17 protein-coding genes and 1 tRNA gene are annotated in these 16,718 nt (G+C 68.6%); 3 read left to right on the top strand and 15 right to left on the bottom strand.

Annotated features, from left to right (window positions below):
- Positions 1-71: 71 nt before the first annotated feature.
- The 3 genes from ACKY0X_RS09880 to ACKY0X_RS09870 form a co-directional block, all read right to left on the bottom strand.
- The gene (locus tag ACKY0X_RS09880; RefSeq protein ID WP_409429279.1) at positions 72-863 is read right to left on the bottom strand and encodes an AAA family ATPase; all 792 of its coding nucleotides are present in this window, start codon (positions 861-863) and stop codon (positions 72-74) included.
- A gap of 42 nt (positions 864-905) precedes the next feature.
- Positions 906-1,424: a hypothetical protein gene (locus ACKY0X_RS09875; RefSeq protein WP_409429278.1), complete on the bottom strand. Its 519-nt coding sequence runs from the start codon at positions 1,422-1,424 to the stop codon at positions 906-908.
- Positions 1,425-1,532: 108 nt separating this feature from the next.
- Positions 1,533-1,606, bottom strand: a tRNA-Pro gene (locus ACKY0X_RS09870).
- Between the two features lie 183 nt (positions 1,607-1,789).
- Between ACKY0X_RS09870 and ACKY0X_RS09865 the strand changes: the two genes are divergently transcribed.
- Positions 1,790-3,445 (top strand): patatin-like phospholipase family protein, encoded by a 1,656-nt coding sequence (locus tag ACKY0X_RS09865; protein ID WP_409429573.1) that lies wholly within the window; start codon positions 1,790-1,792, stop codon positions 3,443-3,445.
- Positions 3,446-3,450: 5 nt separating this feature from the next.
- Here the strand turns inward: ACKY0X_RS09865 and ACKY0X_RS09860 are convergent, their stop codons facing one another.
- Positions 3,451-4,233, bottom strand: coding sequence for a sulfite exporter TauE/SafE family protein (locus ACKY0X_RS09860; protein ID WP_409429277.1), 783 nt, complete (start codon positions 4,231-4,233; stop codon positions 3,451-3,453).
- 60 nt (positions 4,234-4,293) lie between these two features.
- Here ACKY0X_RS09860 and ACKY0X_RS09855 point away from each other — a divergent pair, with 60 nt between their 5' ends.
- Complete coding sequence (locus tag ACKY0X_RS09855; protein WP_409429276.1) at positions 4,294-4,728, top strand: hypothetical protein; 435 nt, start codon at positions 4,294-4,296, stop codon at positions 4,726-4,728.
- Between the two features lie 9 nt (positions 4,729-4,737).
- On the opposite strand, the gene der is transcribed toward ACKY0X_RS09855, so the two are convergent.
- From der to ACKY0X_RS09825, 6 genes are read right to left on the bottom strand one after another with little or no spacing between them, the layout of a single operon-like run.
- Positions 4,738-6,144 (bottom strand): ribosome biogenesis GTPase Der, encoded by a 1,407-nt coding sequence (der, locus tag ACKY0X_RS09850; protein WP_409429275.1) that lies wholly within the window; start codon positions 6,142-6,144, stop codon positions 4,738-4,740.
- The gene (cmk, locus tag ACKY0X_RS09845; protein WP_409429274.1) at positions 6,141-6,833 is read right to left on the bottom strand and encodes a (d)CMP kinase; all 693 of its coding nucleotides are present in this window, start codon (positions 6,831-6,833) and stop codon (positions 6,141-6,143) included. Before cmk ends, der begins: the two co-directional genes overlap by 4 nt.
- Positions 6,830-7,588: a pseudouridine synthase gene (locus ACKY0X_RS09840; protein WP_234784636.1), complete on the bottom strand. Its 759-nt coding sequence runs from the start codon at positions 7,586-7,588 to the stop codon at positions 6,830-6,832. The genes cmk and ACKY0X_RS09840 overlap by 4 nt, the downstream gene beginning before the upstream one ends.
- On the bottom strand, positions 7,585-8,361 hold the full coding sequence (scpB, locus tag ACKY0X_RS09835) for an SMC-Scp complex subunit ScpB (RefSeq protein WP_409429273.1): 777 nt from the start codon (positions 8,359-8,361) through the stop codon (positions 7,585-7,587). Before scpB ends, ACKY0X_RS09840 begins: the two co-directional genes overlap by 4 nt.
- 14 nt (positions 8,362-8,375) lie before the next feature.
- Positions 8,376-9,200 (bottom strand): segregation/condensation protein A, encoded by an 825-nt coding sequence (locus ACKY0X_RS09830; RefSeq protein WP_409429272.1) that lies wholly within the window; start codon positions 9,198-9,200, stop codon positions 8,376-8,378.
- Positions 9,197-10,054, bottom strand: coding sequence for a ParA family protein (locus ACKY0X_RS09825; protein WP_024442037.1), 858 nt, complete (start codon positions 10,052-10,054; stop codon positions 9,197-9,199). Before ACKY0X_RS09825 ends, ACKY0X_RS09830 begins: the two co-directional genes overlap by 4 nt.
- A 112-nt stretch (positions 10,055-10,166) precedes the next feature.
- Between ACKY0X_RS09825 and ACKY0X_RS09820 the strand changes: the two genes are divergently transcribed.
- Positions 10,167-10,922 (top strand): O-methyltransferase, encoded by a 756-nt coding sequence (locus ACKY0X_RS09820; protein WP_409429271.1) that lies wholly within the window; start codon positions 10,167-10,169, stop codon positions 10,920-10,922.
- An 89-nt stretch (positions 10,923-11,011) separates the two neighbouring features.
- Here the strand turns inward: ACKY0X_RS09820 and xerD are convergent, their stop codons facing one another.
- The 5 genes from xerD to steA all read right to left on the bottom strand — a co-directional run bounded on the left by xerD (position 11,012) and on the right by steA (position 16,705).
- Positions 11,012-11,968 carry a site-specific tyrosine recombinase XerD gene (gene xerD / locus ACKY0X_RS09815; RefSeq protein WP_409429270.1) on the bottom strand — a complete coding sequence of 319 codons (957 nt, stop codon included), beginning with the start codon at positions 11,966-11,968 and terminating at the stop codon, positions 11,012-11,014.
- Positions 11,965-12,588: an NUDIX domain-containing protein gene (locus ACKY0X_RS09810; protein ID WP_409429269.1), complete on the bottom strand. Its 624-nt coding sequence runs from the start codon at positions 12,586-12,588 to the stop codon at positions 11,965-11,967. Before ACKY0X_RS09810 ends, xerD begins: the two co-directional genes overlap by 4 nt.
- Positions 12,581-14,389: a CTP synthase gene (locus ACKY0X_RS09805; RefSeq protein ID WP_082980843.1), complete on the bottom strand. Its 1,809-nt coding sequence runs from the start codon at positions 14,387-14,389 to the stop codon at positions 12,581-12,583. Before ACKY0X_RS09805 ends, ACKY0X_RS09810 begins: the two co-directional genes overlap by 8 nt.
- Before the next feature lie 137 nt (positions 14,390-14,526).
- Positions 14,527-15,486, bottom strand: coding sequence for a copper transporter (locus ACKY0X_RS09800; RefSeq protein ID WP_409429268.1), 960 nt, complete (start codon positions 15,484-15,486; stop codon positions 14,527-14,529).
- Positions 15,487-15,523: 37 nt separating this feature from the next.
- On the bottom strand, positions 15,524-16,705 hold the full coding sequence (steA, locus tag ACKY0X_RS09795; RefSeq protein WP_065039243.1) for a putative cytokinetic ring protein SteA: 1,182 nt from the start codon (positions 16,703-16,705) through the stop codon (positions 15,524-15,526).
- Between the last annotated feature and the right edge of the window lie 13 nt (positions 16,706-16,718).

The raw sequence follows: 16,718 nt of genomic DNA, 5'->3' as shown, positions 1-16,718 counted from the left end.
GCGCAGCCCCGGCCGCTGAGAATGCGGCCGGGGCGGTTTCACGCGATTGCACTGCGGCCGTCAAACCGCGGCTAGAGGTAGGTTCCGCTGCCGGGCAGGGCAGCCCGGTACCGCCCGGAACCGATCTCGGCCAGCAGCGCCGCGGTGGTCAGTTCCCCGCCCTTCGCGGTGAGCACCGCACGCCGCACAATCTCGCGCAGGTCGGAGCCGCTGGTGCGCTCCGGCAGCCGGCCCGCCACCGCGGCGCAGTCGACGGTGTCGGCGCCCGGCAACCCGTCGATGAGGGCCGAGAGAATTCGCGCCGAGTCGGGCCGGGTCGGGAAACCCACTTCCACGGCGCTGTCAAACCTCCCGGTTCTTACGGCCGCTGCATCAAGTGTGCTGATGTCATTGGTCGACGCGATGGTGAGGATTCGCGCGTCCGAAGCAATGTCCATGGCCTGTAGCAATTCGCTGAGGCCGCCACCGTCGCCGCGGCTACGATCCCGACACCACAGGTCGACGTCCTCCAACGCCAGCATGACCGGCCCGCCGAGTTTCTGCGACGCCTCGACGACGCTCGTGAGCAGTCTTTCTCCGGCGCGTGCCTCCACGTAGATCACGGTGAACTCCCCGACCAATTCACGGGCAATCACGGCACTCACCGCGCTCTTCCCGGTGCCCGGCGGGCCGCAGAGCAGCACCCCGCGGCGGGAGCCGAGCCCGTGACGGTTCAGCAGCTCGTGCTGATCCCGAACCGCGGTCACGGCAAGATCGATTTCCTTCCACACCGTTTCATCGACCACCACGGTGTCGCGAGTGAGCTGCGTGGGCAGGTCGATGACGGTCAGTACCAGCCCACCGCTGTAGCTGGCGCGGCACACCTTGCCACGGTACGGATTCAGCTCGTCCGCGCGGTGCAGCAGCTAGTCCAGGACGGCCCGTGCGTCGCGCTGAAAATCGCGATGCACGTATGCGGTGATCTCAGGGTTGTGCCCGAGAGACATTTGCGTGTCGATGCTGATCACCACAGCGGTATGCGGCAGCAGCGTTCCGACGGAAAAAGCCGCGCGCAATTTGTGCGGGTGGTGGTAGGTGGTTTCGCCGACTTCGGCCTCTGTCCAGGACGGCGGATCCGCGTAGCTATACGGCCCAAGCTCCACGTCATCGGCGTGCTTCTCAATCAGCTCGGCGAGCGCCAGCGCCGCGGTCAGCCGCGTGACCGCCGACAAAGCGCGCTCTTCGTCGATGACGTGCGAGTGACCGGGCACTCCGAGGCAGCGGAGTGTGAACCGTTCTGCAGTCTCACTTTTTGGCGGCCGTTCCGCAACGCCGACAAGCAGCTGACCCAGCGCCATCAGCGCCCGCTGCGAGTCGTCGGCCAACGCATCGATCCACGCCGCTGCGTCGGTGACGGGAGTACGGGAATTGACGGTGCTAGCCATGGCAAACGACCGTAGGCGAGGGTACCGACAACCAACTGGGGTCAAAACTGGGGTCAAACCCCGCTTCCGGAAACCCTCCGAACCCCAAAAAACCACCTCTGACCTGTGTCGGGCTGACAGGATTTGAACCTGCGACCACTTGACCCCCAGTCAAGTGCGCTACCAAACTGCGCCACAGCCCGCCACCGCCGAACATCTCCGGCAGCAGGTCGAAATGCTACCGCACGCCCGCGCGTGTCCCGAATCCGCGTGACGACACCTCGACCGCGTAGGCTCGCCACGCGGGACTGCCTCCCCTCGGCAGCGCGACTACCCCTCAGGAACCACCACTTATGCAGCTTCCCCCCTCGCAGCAGTGGTCGGCCATGCCCGACCCCACGGACCCCATAGACACCCCCAAGACCAGCACCGACTCGGCCGTCACCGATGAAGTAGTGGACGTCGTCGATACCGGCGACACCATCCTGCTGCTGCAGAAGATGGAAAATCGCCTCATCCGGCACACGCTGCGCCGGCCCGACGTGCTCAGCGCCGAGCAGCTGCGCCGGCTGCGGTATCTGCTCAACTTCGCCCGGCTCGACGACTTCGAGCCCGGTGCCGCCGGCCCGGGCGGCGCCCGCGGCCGCGGTGACGTCGCGGTCGGCGCGGAGTTGGCCGGGTGGCGGGCCAAGGTGGCCGACGCGATGCGCGGCCCGCTGCGCGAGGAACGCGATCCGGTGATGGCCTTGGTCGCCGCCCGCGACACCCTGAGCACGCTGACCGCCGACCAGGACGAGCAGCGCCGCCTGCTGGCCGAACGCCACTGCAACGACTTCTCCCTGGCCGAGCTCGACGCCGAGGTGGGCCACAAGAAGCTGGTCACCGTCCTCGGTGGTGGGGGCGGCGCCGGCTTCGTCTACATCGGCGGCATGGAGGCCCTGCTGGAATCCGGGGCGGTGCCCGACTACCTGATCGGCTCTTCGTTCGGTTCCATCCTGGGCTCGGTCGTCAGCCGCACCCTTCCGGTGCCCATCCACGAATACATCGAGTGGGCCAAGACGGTGTCGTTCCGCGCCATCTTGGGGCCCGAGCGACTGCGCCGCCGCCACGGCCTGACCGGTGTGTTCGCCTTGAACTTCGATCTTTTCGCCGACGCGATGTTCCGCCGCGACGACGGCGCGCCCATGAAGATGTCGGATCTGGCGATTCCGTTCGACGCCGTGGTGGCCGGGGTGCGCCGCCAGCCGTTTGCGGCGCTGCCGGGGCGCTACCGCAACCAGCGCCTGGCCGGCCTGCAGCTGCGGTCCTTCCCGTATCTGTCGATCGGCCTGGGCCCGCAGGTGGCCACACGGATGTGGCAGACGGCCGCGTTCATCGACCCCCGGGTGGTGACCCCGATCGTGATCGGCGGCGACAACCCGGACCGCGACGTCAATGTCGTTGACGCAGCGTCGTTCTCGTCGGCGATCCCCGGGGTGCTGCACCACGAGCCCAAGGACCCGGCCATGGAGCCGCTGTTCGATGCGCTACTAGACGAGCACGACGTCGGTGCCCTGGTCGACGGTGGCGCGGCCAGCAATGTGCCCCTGGAGCTGGCCTGGAAACGCGTCCGGGCAGGCCGGTTGGGCACCCGCAACGCCTGTTATCTCGCCTTCGACTGTTTCCACCCGCAGTGGGACCCCAAGCACCTGTGGCTGGTGCCGATCACCCAGGCGATCCAGTTGCAGATGGTGCGCAACGCGCCCTACGCGGACCATCTGGTCCGGTTCTCCCCCACCCTGTCACCGGTCAACCTGGCGCCGTCGGCGGCCACCATCGACCGGGCCTGCCAGTGGGGACGCAAGAGTGTCGGTCACGCCATCCCGGTGGTTTCGGCACTGCTGCAACCGGTCTGGTGGGAGGGCACCGAGCCCGCGGTGGTGACGCCGAAGGCGCCGCCGCAACCGGAGCACCCGCACGCCGCGTCGATGAATGAGGTGATGGCCTCGGCCCGGGCGCCACGCAATCGCTGGGAGCGGTGGCGCAGGCAGAACCCCGCCTGAACCGGCTAGACCGTCAACAGCCGGTAGAGCCCGATCAGACCGACCACCAGGATCACCGCACGCAGCGCGTTCGGGGATAACCGGCGCCCGTAGTGACCGCCCAGATATCCCCCGATCAGTGAACCGACGGCGATCAATCCGGCTGCCGGCCAACTGATCCGGTCGAACGCCGTCACCATGTAGGCGCCGGCGGCGACCACGTTGACGATCAGCACCAGCAGGTTCTTCGCGGCGTTCATCCGCTGCATCGACTCGGGCAGCAGCACCCCCATCACACCGACCAGCAGAATTCCTTGGGCCGCAGCGAAATAACCGCCGTACACACCGACGACGAAGGTGCCGACCACCAATGCCGTCAGCCGACCACCGCTGAGCTGGTCGGTCGAACGGCCCTCGGCCGCCGCGCGGCGCTGCGCCACGGCCTGGATCTTCGGCCCGATCACCACCAGCGCCAGGGCGCCGACCAACAGTGCCGGCACGATTCGGTTGAACACGCTCTCGGGCAGGTGCAGCAGCAGATACGCGCCGAGCACCGCGCCCAGCAGCGATCCCGGTATCTGCCAGCGCAGCCGATCCCACTGACCGCGCAGTTCACGACGGTAGGCCCAGGTGCTGGAGATACCACCGGCCACCAGGCCGATCGCGTTGGAGATCGTCGCGGTCAGCGGGGCAAAGCCCAGCGTCACCAGGGTCGGGAAGGTGATCAGTGTGCCCGAGCCGACCAGGGCGTTGATCGCCCCGGCGCCCACCCCCGCCAGCAGGATCAACACCATCTGCGATACCGACATTTGCAGCACCCTACGCTGATCGTGCGCATGGCTAAGGCAGCCCAGCGGAGAGGTGAGGCGATGATCGGCATAACGGGAAAGCGGGCTGTTGGTGCTGTCTGCGGGCTGCTGTTCGCCCTCGGGGCGCCGCCGGTGGCCCAGGCCGCCCCGGAGGTGCCGTCAGGCCCGTACACCTTCGCCGCCCAGCACGGCCCGTCGCAGCGAGAGGCGACGTGGACGTTCACCCCGTGCGGCGCGACGTGCACCACCGTCAACGCCGAACGCTGGCTGCAGAACGCGGAGTTTCATCTCAACGGTGGCCGCTGGGAGTACAGCGGGCGAGGCAGCATGGACTGCCCGGTGGACCACACCCCGCTGCCGGTGTCCAAGACCGTCAGCTTCGATGCGGTGACGCTGGCCGGGCAATGGACCACCGCCACCCTGGAACCGTGTGGCCGAGGGCCAGCGGGCGGCGTGGTCGGGCAGTGGGATTTTCAGCTGACCAAATCCGGCTAACTCAAGAAGTCAGCGAGTCCGCTTGGGGCCGCGCTTTTCTCGCACTCGCACGTTGATGCGGATCGGGCTGCCCTCGAATCCGAACGTCTCGCGCAGTCGCCGCTCCAGGAACCGGCGGTAACCGGCCTCCAGAAATCCAGAGCTGAACAACACGAACGTTGGCGGACGCGAGGTCGCCTGGGTGGCGAACAGGATGCGCGGCGCGCGGCCGCCGCGCGCCGGCGGCGGGGTCGCGGCAACCACCTCTTTGAGCCAGGTGTTGAGCTGGCCGGTGGGGATCCGCTTGTCCCAGGAGGCCAGCGAGGTCTCCAGCGCGGGAACCAACTTCTGCACGGCGCGACCGGTTTTCGCCGAAATGTTCACCCGCGGCGCCCACGCCAGCCGGGCCATGTCCCGGTCGATCTCTTTGTCCAGCAGGTAACGCCGGTCCTCGTCGACCAGATCCCACTTGTTGTAGGCCAGCACCACCGCCCGGCCCGCCTCGACCACCATCGAGATCACCCGCTGATCCTGCTCGGTCAGCGGCAACGACGAATCGACCAGCACGATCACCACTTCGGCGGCGTCGATAGCCCCGTGGGTGCGCACCGAGGCGTAGAACTCGTGCCCGCTGGCTTGCCCCACCTTGCGGCGCAGCCCGGCGGTGTCGACGAAACGCCAGATCTTGCCGTCCATCTCGATCAGCGAGTCGACCGGGTCGACGGTCGTGCCGGCCACGTCGTGCACCACCGACCGCTCATCGCCGGCCAACCGGTTCAGCAGCGAGCTCTTGCCCACATTGGGCTTGCCCACCAACGCCACCCGGCGCGGACCGCCCCCGCCGCCGGCGGTTTCGGCCACCTCGGGCAGCTTGGCGATCACCTCGTCCAGCAGGTCGGCCACGCCGCGGCCGTGCAGGGCACTGATGCTGAACGGCTCGCCGATTCCCAGCGACCACAGCGCCGCCGCGTCTGATTCGGCCCGCTCACTGTCAACCTTGTTGGCTGCCAAGAACACCGGCTTGCCGGATCGGCGCAGAATCCGTGCGGCGGCCTCGTCGCCGGCGGTGGCGCCCACCACCGCGTCCACCACCAAGATCACCGCGTCGGCGGTACGCATCGCCACCGCGGCCTGCTCGGCCACCAACTGTTGCAGGCCCTTGGCGTCGGGTTCCCAGCCGCCGGTGTCCTGCACCACAAAGCGCCGGCCGGTCCACAGCGCGTCGTAGGACACTCGGTCACGAGTCACCCCGGGCAGATCCTGCACCACCGCTTCACGCCGGCCCAGGATCCGGTTGACCAGCGTCGACTTGCCGACGTTGGGACGGCCCACCACGGCCACCACCGGCGGCGGGCCGGAGTCCTCGACCAGATCGTCGAAACCGCCGTCTTCGCCGATCTCCCAGTCGCTTTCGTCGACCCAGGTTCCGTCACTCATCGGATCGCCCCGCAATGCTGCTCAACCAGGTCACGCAGATGGTCGACCACCTGCTCCTGGGTCATGTCTCCGGTGTCCACGATCACCGCGTCGTCGGCGGGCCGCAGCGGCGACACCGCCCTCGTGGAATCCAACTCGTCGCGGCGCAGCACGTCGGCCAGCACGCCGGCGTAGTCGTCGCGCAGACCCGCTGCGATGTTCTGGTCATTGCGCCGCTGGGCCCGGGTCTCGGCAGAGGCGGTCAGGAAGATCTTCACGTCGGCGTCGGGCAGGACCACGGTGCCCACGTCGCGGCCTTCCACCACCACGCCGCCGCCTTGGGCGGCCAACTGCTGCTGCAGCGCGACCAACCGGGTGCGCACCGCGGGAACCGCGGCCACCGCCGACACCGCGCGGGTCACCTCGTCGCCGCGGATCTCTCGCGAAACCTCTTCCTCGCCAAGGAAAACGCGGTCTCCCTCGGGCTGAGAGTCCACCGAGACCTCGACACCCTGTGCGACCGCGCCGATGCCGTCGATGTCATCAAGCGCGACGCCGGAGCGCAGCACCGCCAGCGTGACGGCCCGGTACATCGCGCCGGTGTCCAGATAGCGTGAGCCCAGCGCCGCCGCCAATCCCCGGGCGACCGTGGATTTTCCGGTTCCGGCCGGCCCGTCGATGGCGACCACTGCCGCGCTGCCCGTGCTCACAGGCCCACCGCCGCATAGAGTTCGCCGACTTCCTTGCGGGTCAACGCCCGAATGCTGCCGGGACGCTGCTCCCCCAGCTCCACCGAACCGATGTCGGTGCGCACCAACTCCTGGACCGGAAATCCGACCGCCGCCAGCATCCGTCGAACGATCCGCTTACGGCCTTCGTGCAGGGTGACCCGCACCAGCGACTTGCCGGGCACCGTGTCGACCACCGCGAAGTCGTCGACTTTCGCCGGCCCGTCGTCGAGTTCGACGCCCTCGCGCAGCTTCTTGCCCAGCCCGCGCGGGATGGTGCCCACCACGGTGGCGATATAGGTCTTGGGCACCTGATACGACGGGTGCATCAGCCGGTGCGCCAATTCGCCGTCGTTGGTCAGCAGCATCAGGCCCTCGGTGTCGGCATCGAGGCGCCCGACGTGAAACAGCTTGGCGTCACCGCGAACTCGGTGCTCGACATAGTCGCCGATGCACGGCCGTCCACGGTCGTCCGACATGGTCGAATGCACACCGCGCGGCTTGTTCAGCGCCAGGTAGACCCGGGTGTCGTCGACGGTCACCCGGGCCCCGTCGACCCGGATCAGCGCGGAGGACGGGTCCACGCGGGTGCCCAGTTCGGTCACCACCCGACCGTCCACCTCGACCCGGCCGTCGCGAATCATCCGCTCGGCGACTCGCCGCGAGGCGACCCCGGCCTGCGACAGCACCTTCTGCAGGCGCACACCGTCTTGTTCTTCGTCCGGCCACGCCATCAGAGGTGATCCACATCGAAGGCCAGCGGCTGATCGCTCGCCGGCGCACCGCCGAGTTTCATGAAACGCGGTTCACTATCCAGGCTTTCACTCAAGTCGTCGATCACGTCGACGTCGGGCAGCAGCGGGGCGATGTCGGGCAGGTCGGTCAGCGACGACAGGCCCAGTCGCTCCAGGAACAGCTCAGTGGTCGCGAACGTCACCGCACCCGAGTCGGGATCGGTGCCCGCCTCGGTGATCAGGCCGCGTGCCACCAGGGTTCGGATCACCGCATCGACATTGACGCCGCGCACCGCGCTGACCCGGGCTCGCGTCACGGGCTGGCGGTAAGCCACCACGGCCAGCGTCTCCAGCGCGGCACGGGTCAGCTTGGAGCGGGCACCGTCGAGCAGCAGCCGCTCCACGTACGGCGCGAACCGGGCGCGGGTGTACAGCCGCCAGCCGCCGCCGGTCTCGCGCAAGTCGATGCCGCTGTCGCGTTCGGTGAACTCGTCGGCCATCGTCCGCAGCTTGGCGGTGATCCGGTAGACCGGTTGATCGGTGGCGGCCGCCAGTGCCTCCACGGTCACCGGGGTGTCCACGACCAGCAGCAGCGCCTCGAGCACCGATCCCAGCTCGGCGTCCTCGAGTTCGGGTGCCAGGGCGACGTCGATACCCAGGTTGGAGCCCGACGGGCCGGCGGATTCCTCGGTGCCTTCGTGGTCTTCCACAGGGTCGGCAGCCTCGGGCGCCTCGACATCCTCCGCCACTTCGGAGTCGGGCATGTGGTCAGTCATCAATTCGTCTCGCACTACTCGGCCGATTCTGCTTTCACCAGGTCTTCATTGGTGGGGCGTTCCCCGGTCCACGACACCTGGAGCACACCAAGTGGTTCTGACTGCTCAAATGCTACCGCCCGGGCCCGATACAGTTCGAGCAGCGCCAGGAAGCGGCCGACGATCTCGATCGGCATCGAGCAGTCGGCGACCAGTTCGGAGAACGACGCCCACTGCCCCGTGCCGCGGGCCTCCAACAGCCGCAACACCACACCGGCCTGCTCGGGAACCGACACCATCACCTGATGCAGGTGCTCAAGGCCCACCACCGGCGCCGGGCGCGGTGTGAACGCGGCGGCCGCGATCTGGGCGAACGACTCGGCGTCGACACCGATCATCACTTCGGGCAGCAGGTTGGCGAAGTTGTCTTCCAGCGACACCGCGCGCGGGTAGCTGCGCAGGGCGGCGGCTTCCAGCTCCGCGAACATCTGCGCGACGTGCTTGAACGCCCGGTATTGCAGCAGCCGCGCGAACAACAGGTCGCGGACCTCAAGCAGTGCCAGGTCCTCTTCGTCGTCGACCTGACCGGCCGGCAGCAGCCGGGCCGCCTTGAGGTCGAGCAGCGTCGCGGCGATCACCAGAAAGGCGGTGGTCTCCTCGAGCTCCAGCTGCGCGCCGACGTCGCGGGTGTAGGCGATGAAGTCATCGGTGACCTGGTGCAGCGCCACCTCGGTGACGTCGAGCCGGTGCGCGAAGATCAGCTGCAGCAGCAGGTCGAACGGACCCTCGAAGTTGGTCAGTCGGACCTGGAAGCCCGGCGATTCAGCGGGGGCGTCGGCCTTCTCAGTGTCGGCGTTCACGCGCCGAATCGGTCAATGACTTCGCGGGCCAACGCACGATAGGCCTGCGCGCCGCCGGACTTCGGCGCCCAGGTGGTGATGGGCTCGCCGGCGACGGTGGTCTCGGGGAAGCGCACGGTGCGGGTGATGACGGTGTCGAACACCAGGTCGCCGAAGCGCTCCACCACCCGCGACATCACCTCGCGGGAGTTGACCGTGCGCGGGTCGTAACGGGTCAGCAGGATGCCGCTGATCTCCAGCTTCGGGTTGAGCCGGTCGCGGACCTTGTCGACGGTGTCGGTCAGCAGTGCCAGGCCGCGCAGCGAGAAGTATTCGCATTCGGTCGGGATCACCACGCCGTCGGCGCAGGCCAGGCCGTTGACGGTGAGCAGGCCCAGCGACGGCTGGCAGTCGATCAGCAGGTAGTCGTAGCGGTCCAGCACCGGGGTCAGCGCCCGCGCCAGGGAATGCTCGCGCCCCACCTCGTTGACCAGCTGGATCTCGGCCGCGGACAGGTCGATGTTGGAGGGCACCAGGTCCAGGTTCTCCACCGAGGTCTGCACCAGCACGTCGTCGATACCGACCCGCGGTTCGACCAGCAGGTTGTGCACGGTGTGCGCGAGGTCGTAGTGCGGTACCCCCAGGCCCGCCGACAGCGCGCCCTGCGGGTCCAGGTCGACCAGCAGCACCCGGCGGCCGTACTCGGCCAGCGCGGCCCCGAGGTTGATGGTGGAGGTCGTCTTGCCGACGCCGCCCTTCTGGTTGCACATCGCGATGACCTTGGCCGGCCCGTGCGTCGAACGGGGCTGCGGCTCGGGGATATTCCGCGGCGGACGTCCGGTCAAGCCGACGTCGGGAGTGTCGTCGTCGCTCATGACCGAACCGGCGTTGTGGTGGCGGACATCCGCAGAAGTCTAATAGGTGACCGGCTCTTGTATTAGCCACATGACCAGTGATTGCGGCGCCGCCGGCCATAGGATCGCATCCATGAGCCTCAAACGACGTGTCCCCTTCCTGCGGTGGTCGTTCCTGCGGATGGCCACCGGTGCGCGCAACATCGTCACGACGGGCCAGATCGGCGACGGCCGCGAGGCCGCAGCGGTCGACTTCGTGCTGGCCAACGCCCGGGCCGGCGACATCGACGACGTGCTCGCCCGTATCGACGAGTTCGCCTACGAGAAGTCTTTGCTGATCAATATCGGCGACGAGAAGGGCCTGCTGCTCGACGCCGCGGTGCAGCGGGTCAATCCGGCGCTGGCGCTGGAGCTGGGCACCTACTGCGGCTACAGCGCGCTGCGGATCGCGCGCGCGGCACCGTCGGCGCGGGTCTACTCGATCGAGTTGGCCGAGGCCAACGCCGCCAACGCCCGGCGGATCTGGGCGCACGCCGGGGTGGCCGACCGGGTGACCTGTGTGGTGGGCACCATCGGCGACGGCGGTCGCACGCTGGACACCTTGACCGCCAAGCACGGCTTTGCCGCCGGCGGGCTGGACTTCTTGTTCATCGACCACGACAAGGACGCCTACCTGCCCGACTTGCAGGCCGTCCTCGACCGGGGCTGGTTGCATCCGGGGGCGGTGGTGGTGGCCGACAACGTCAAGCTGCCGGGTGCGCCGCGCTACCGCGAGTACATGCAGGCCCAGCAGGGTTCGCGGTGGGACACCACCGAGCACCGCACCCACGTGGAGTATCAGAGCCTGCTGCACGACCTGGTGCTCGAGTCGACCTACCTGGGCGGATAGCTGGGCGCGACTTTCGGCGAGCAGACGCGAAAACCCCCTCTGAGGGGTCCTTCTTGGGGGCTTTCGCGTCTGCTCGGCGGAAAGGGACCCTAGCGCGCGCGGGGGTGGGCGCCGGCCCACACCTCGCGTAGGGCGTTGACGGTCACCAACGTATAGATCTGGGTGGTGGTCACCGAGGCGTGGCCGAGCAGCTCCTGCACCACCCGCACGTCGGCGCCGCCGTCGAGCAGATGGGTCGCGAACGAGTGCCGCAGCGTGTGCGGTGACACCTTGGCGGTGATCCCGGCCCGTTCGGCGGCGTCCTGCAGCACCTGCCAGGCGCTCTGCCGCGACAGCCGCCCACCGCGGGCGTTGAGGAACACCGCCGCGGTGCCGCGGCCGCGGTGCGCCAGACCCGGGCGGCCCCGCACCAGGTAGGCGTCCAGCGCCGCGACCGCCGGCCGGCCGACCGGCACCAATCGCTGCTTACCGCCCTTGCCGTGCAACAGCACCGACCGGTCTGCGACATCAATGTCATCGATGTCCATTCCCACGGCCTCCGAGATGCGAGATCCGGTGGAGTACAACATCTCCAGCAGGGCGCGGTTGCGCAGCGTCAACGGCCCGTCGGACTCGCTGTCGCCGCCGGCGCCGGCCAGCAGCGCCGCCACCTCGTCGACGGTCAGGCTCTTGGGCAGGCGCCGCCCCGGTGTCGGCGGCTTGACCGAGCGCGCCACGTCGGCGGCCACCAGCCCCTCGGCGGCGGCAAACCGATGCAGGCCGCGCACCGCGATCAGTGCGCGCCCCGCCGAGACCGCCGACAGTGCGGGCACGCCGTTGTCGGGGTCGCCGCGACGCAGCGAAACCAGAAACTCGGTGACGTCACCTTCGCCGACGCCGGCCAGGTCTTCGATCCCGCGGGCCAGCAGGTGCTCGCGGTAGCGGCGCAGGTCGCGCCGATAGGAACTCAACGTGTTGGCCGCAACCCCACGCTCGATGGTCAGGTGGTCCAGATACCCCTGCAACTGCCCGCTCAGCGGACCCACCGGCTGGGTGGCCGCGGTCATGGCCGGTTCTGCCTGGCGGCAAACGCCTTCGGCCGATCGACCCACTCGGCGGCCAGATCACGCAGCTCGGTGAAGCCCTGACTGTTGACAAAAGCGGCCAGGATCCCCGCCACCGCAATGGCATTGACGATCTCGCCGGAAAACACCATCCGGGCCGCCTCGGCCAGCGAATACCACTCGCACTTGAGATCGGCCTCTTCGTCGTGGGCCTCCGGGCGGCCCACCTCGGTCAGGCCGGTGGCCAGATACACCCGCACCGACTCGTCGGAAAAGCCCGGCGTGGAGGCCAGGTCCACCAGCACCCGCCAGGTGGTCGCGGTCAGGCCGGCCTCCTCGACCAGCTCGCGGCCGGCCGTGACATGCGGCGGCTCGCCACCGACATCGAGCAGGCCCGCCGGCAGCTCCCACAGCCGCCGGCCCAGCGCATGACGGTATTGGTAGATCAGCGGGATCTGGCCCTCGGTGTTCACGGCGACCACTGCCACCGCCCCGAAGTGCTCCACCACGTCCCGGGTGGCCGTCGCGCCACCCGGCATCAGGACCTCGTCACGGCGCAGCGCAAAGATCTTGCCGCTGTGCAGCAGCTGCGACGACGTGGTCTCGAAGACGTGGTCAGCCACGGGTGACGTGTTCCGGCAGCGCTTCTTGCAGTGGGTCGGTCAACGGCTGGGCACTGCCGCCGTGCCCCTGCGCTCCGTTCTGGGCGTCATCGTGATCAGCGGCGTGAGGCTCGTGGGCGTGCTCGGGGATCTCCACCGGCAGCCGCTCGGCGGCCTTGTAGTCCATCGCCGCACCGATGAACGCGGCGAACAGCGGATGCGCCCGAGTGGGCCTGCTTTTGAGCTCCGGGTGCGCCTGGGTTCCCACCAGGAACGGGTGCACCTCGCGGGGGTACTCGACGAACTCCACCAGCTTGCCGTCTGGGGAGGTGCCGGAGAACCGCAGCCCGCTCTCGGCGATCCGGTCACGGTAGGCGTTGTTGACCTCGAAACGGTGCCGGTGCCGCTCGGAGACCTCCGTGGCCTGATAGGCCTCGGCCACAATCGAATCCGCTTCCAGCACTGCGGGATAGGCACCCAGCCGCATGGTGCCGCCGAGGTCGGCCGTTCCGGCGACCGCCTCCTGCTGGTCGGCCATGGTCGCGATGACGGGATCGGGGGTGTCCGGGTCGAACTCCGCCGAGCTGGCCTGGGTGATCCCGGCGGTGCGGGCCGCGTCGATCACGATGCACTGCAGACCCAGGCACAGTCCCAGCACCGGCAGCGCGTGGGTGCGGGCGTAGGCGATGGCGCCGATCTTGCCCTCGATGCCCCGGATCCCGAACCCGCCGGGGATCAGCACCCCGTGCATCTCCCCCAGCGCGGCGGCAGCGCCGGCCGGGGTTTCGCACGCATCGGAGGCCACCCAGTGGATCTCGACCTTCGCGAAATGGGTGAAGCCACCGGCCCGCAGCGCCTCTGTCACCGACAGATACGCATCTGAGAGGTCAATGTACTTGCCCACCAAGGCGATTCGCACCGTCTCATGGGGTTCGTGGACGCGGCGCAGCAGCTCGTCCCACTCGGTCCAGTCGACGTCCTTGAACGGCAGGTTGAGCCGACGCACCACGTAGGCGTCCAGCTCCTCACGGTGCAGCACCTTGGGGATGTCGTAGATCGAGGGTGCGTCCGGGGTGGAGATCACGCCGTCGACGTCGACGTCGCACATCAGCGCGATCTTGTTCTTCAGCGCCTCGGGAACCTCGCGGTCGCAACGCAGGATCAGCGCATCGGGGGTGATGCCGATGCTGCGCAGCGCGGCCACCGAATGCTGGGTGGGCTTGGTCTTGAGCTCGCCGGACGGGGCCAGGTACGGCACCAGCGACACGTGCAGGAAGAACACGTTGTCGCGGCCCACGTCGTGGCGGACCTGCCGGGCAGCTTCCAGGAACGGCTGCGACTCGATGTCGCCGACGGTGCCGCCGATCTCGGTGATCACCACGTCGGGGCGCACGCCGTCGGCGTCCGGTTCCGACATGGCCAGGATGCGCCGCTTGATCTCGTCGGTGATGTGCGGGATCACCTGCACGGTGTCGCCGAGGTATTCGCCGCGGCGTTCCTTGGCGATGACCGTCGAATACACCTGGCCGGTGGTCACATTCGCCGAACCGGACAGGTCGCGGTCCAGGAATCGCTCGTAGTGGCCGACGTCGAGGTCGGTCTCGGCGCCGTCCTCGGTGACGAACACCTCGCCGTGCTGGAACGGATTCATCGTTCCCGGGTCGACGTTGAGATAGGGGTCCAGCTTCTGCATGGTGACCTGCAGTCCCCGGGCTATCAGCAACTGGCCCAGGCTACTTGCGGTCAAACCCTTACCTAGCGAGGACGCAACTCCGCCCGTGACGAAGAGATGCTTCGGCTCGGTTTGCGGATGCTTTCGCAGTGGTGGCAACACCAACCTCCGTGACGGCGCAGGAACTGAGGGCCTGCCGACCCACGGAATCTCACCCTAACATCGACGCGGCGTCTCGGCTCCAGACACGCCCACCCGCGCCCGGACACGGCCTGTGATACGTCCCGCTATTGCGCCAGGGTGACCGAGCCGGCGCCGTGGCCGATGCCGTACTGGCCCGGCTGGCCGCCGCCGATCAGGCTGCTCACCGCCATCACGGTGGTGATCCGGCCCGACTCGATGTCCACGTCGTCGACGGTGCTGATCGTGCCGGCCACCGCGGAATCGGTGCGTGCCATGGCCACCGCCGCCGTGCCCGACGCCGACCCGTCGCGGCCGGCCAGCACCGTCGCCGAGCCGTGCGGGGCCAGTGCCGCGGCGAACCGGGCCACGCTCAACCCGGCGGTGCCGGCGTCTTCGGGCAGCGCGCCGCCGGTAACCACGATGGCGGCATTGGCGGCCGGGAAACGCTCCTGGGCGTAGGTGACGAAGCCGGTGTCGCGCAGCGCGGCCAGCACGGTGGCCCGGGCGGCGTCGTCGACCGGGGGGACGGGCGGAGCCGGGGGTTCGGGATGGCGCGAGTTGATCAGCAGCGCGATCCCGAGCAGGTCACCGGCCTGGGCGTCCTGGTCGACCAGGCTGGTGCTCAGTTGGGCGCCGGCCGGCACGATCCCGGACTCCAGCACGGCACGCAGCTTCTCCTCGGCGTTGCCGTCGACGAACTGCGTCGTCAACGTCACCGTTCCGGTGACGGATCCGCCGGCCTGCCCGATGATCCGCGAGAGCGCCTCGACGTCGTCGTCGGCGGCATCAGGGGTCCGGAAGATCACCGTGGATTTCCCGGTCAGCGCGTCATGCACCATCCGGGGTGCCATCTGGGCGTCGAAATCGTTGGCGTTGCGCAGCCGCTCGCTCAGCGCGTTGTGCTGTTCGTGCAGCGCGTCGATCTGCTCCCGCAGATCCTGCTTGTCGGACTGCATGCCGGCCATCAATGGACCCGACAACAGTCCAGAACCCAGGACAACGCCGAACACCAGTGCCAGCAGCACTGCCGTCAGCGACATCGCGTGGTAGCGAGGGGTGATCATGGCGGTGCTGACCCCGATCCTTTTGCGTCGATCCCTATTAGGTCACCCAGTGCCGCAGCCACTGCGACAGGTCGTGCCAGTAGTTGCCGAGCCACTCGAGCACCACGGCGTCGGTCCGCGACACCCACAGCGCGACGATGATCGCCATCAGCATGGTCAGCACCAGCAGCGCGATCGCGCCGGCCGAGATCCGGTTGCGGTAGAGCGTGGCGACCGCGCGGGCGTCCACCAGCTTCTCGCCGACCTTGAGCCGGGTCATGAACATCGACGGGTTGGTCAGCTGACGGGTCCGGTCGAAGAACGTCTCGATGTTGGCGGTGTGCCCGGCCGTCACCAGCAGCGCCGCACCGTGGTGGTCGGCCAGCAGCAGCGCCAGGTCCATTGCGGAACCGGCGGCCGGGAAGGTCATGGCACCGACGCCCAGGTCCTGGATGCGCTCCAGTCCGGGCGCGTGGCCGTCGGCGTCGGCGGGCAGCACGACCTGCGAGCCGCACCGCAGTACCTCGGCGCTCATCTGGTCGGGGTCGCCGACGATCAGCTGCGGGCGGTAGCCGGCCTTGCGCAGCACGTCGGCTCCGGCACCGACGCCGATCAGCACCGGCTGGTACTCCTTGATGAACGGCTTGAGGCACTTGAGGTCATCGGTGGCGGTGGCTTCGTCACCGACCAGCACCACGTGGCGACGCCGCAGGTCGACGTCGATCTCGGGGATCCCGATCCCGTCGATCAGCAGCGGGCTCTCGCTGCGGATGAACTCGATGGTGTTGCCGGCGAAGGACTCCAAGTGGGCCACCAGCCCGCTCTTGGCCTCGATCATCATGTCGGCGATCTCGACGTCGCTGCGTTCGACGCCGCGGGCCAGCCGACGGTCGCCGGAGTAGACGGCGCCGTTGTAGAGGCGGATCTTGGCGCCGTCCCGGATCTTCTTGAACACCGTGGGTCCGGCTTCGTCGATCAGCGTGACGCCGTTGGCGACCAGCACCTCCGGCCCCAGGTTGGGGTAGCGCCCGGAGATCGACGCCGAGGCGTTGACCACGCCGGCGATCTGGGCTTCCACCAATGCGTCGGCGGTGATCCGGTCCAGATCGAGAATGTCGAGGACCACGATGTCGCCGGGGCCAACCCTGCGCAGCAGTCGGTCGATGTCGTGGTCAACCCGAGCCGTACCCACAAGGCCAGGCCGGGCGGTGTTACGAGACAGCAGCGCAGACATCTTCATGGGCGCGATTCTG

It is taken from the genome of Mycobacterium sp. SMC-11, assembly GCF_046250095.1.
In the GTDB taxonomy this organism is placed as follows: Bacteria; Actinomycetota; Actinomycetes; order Mycobacteriales; family Mycobacteriaceae; genus Mycobacterium; species Mycobacterium heraklionense_A.
The sequence above is the reverse complement of the archived record's forward strand: the minus strand, read 5'-3'. Positions and strand labels throughout refer to the sequence as shown.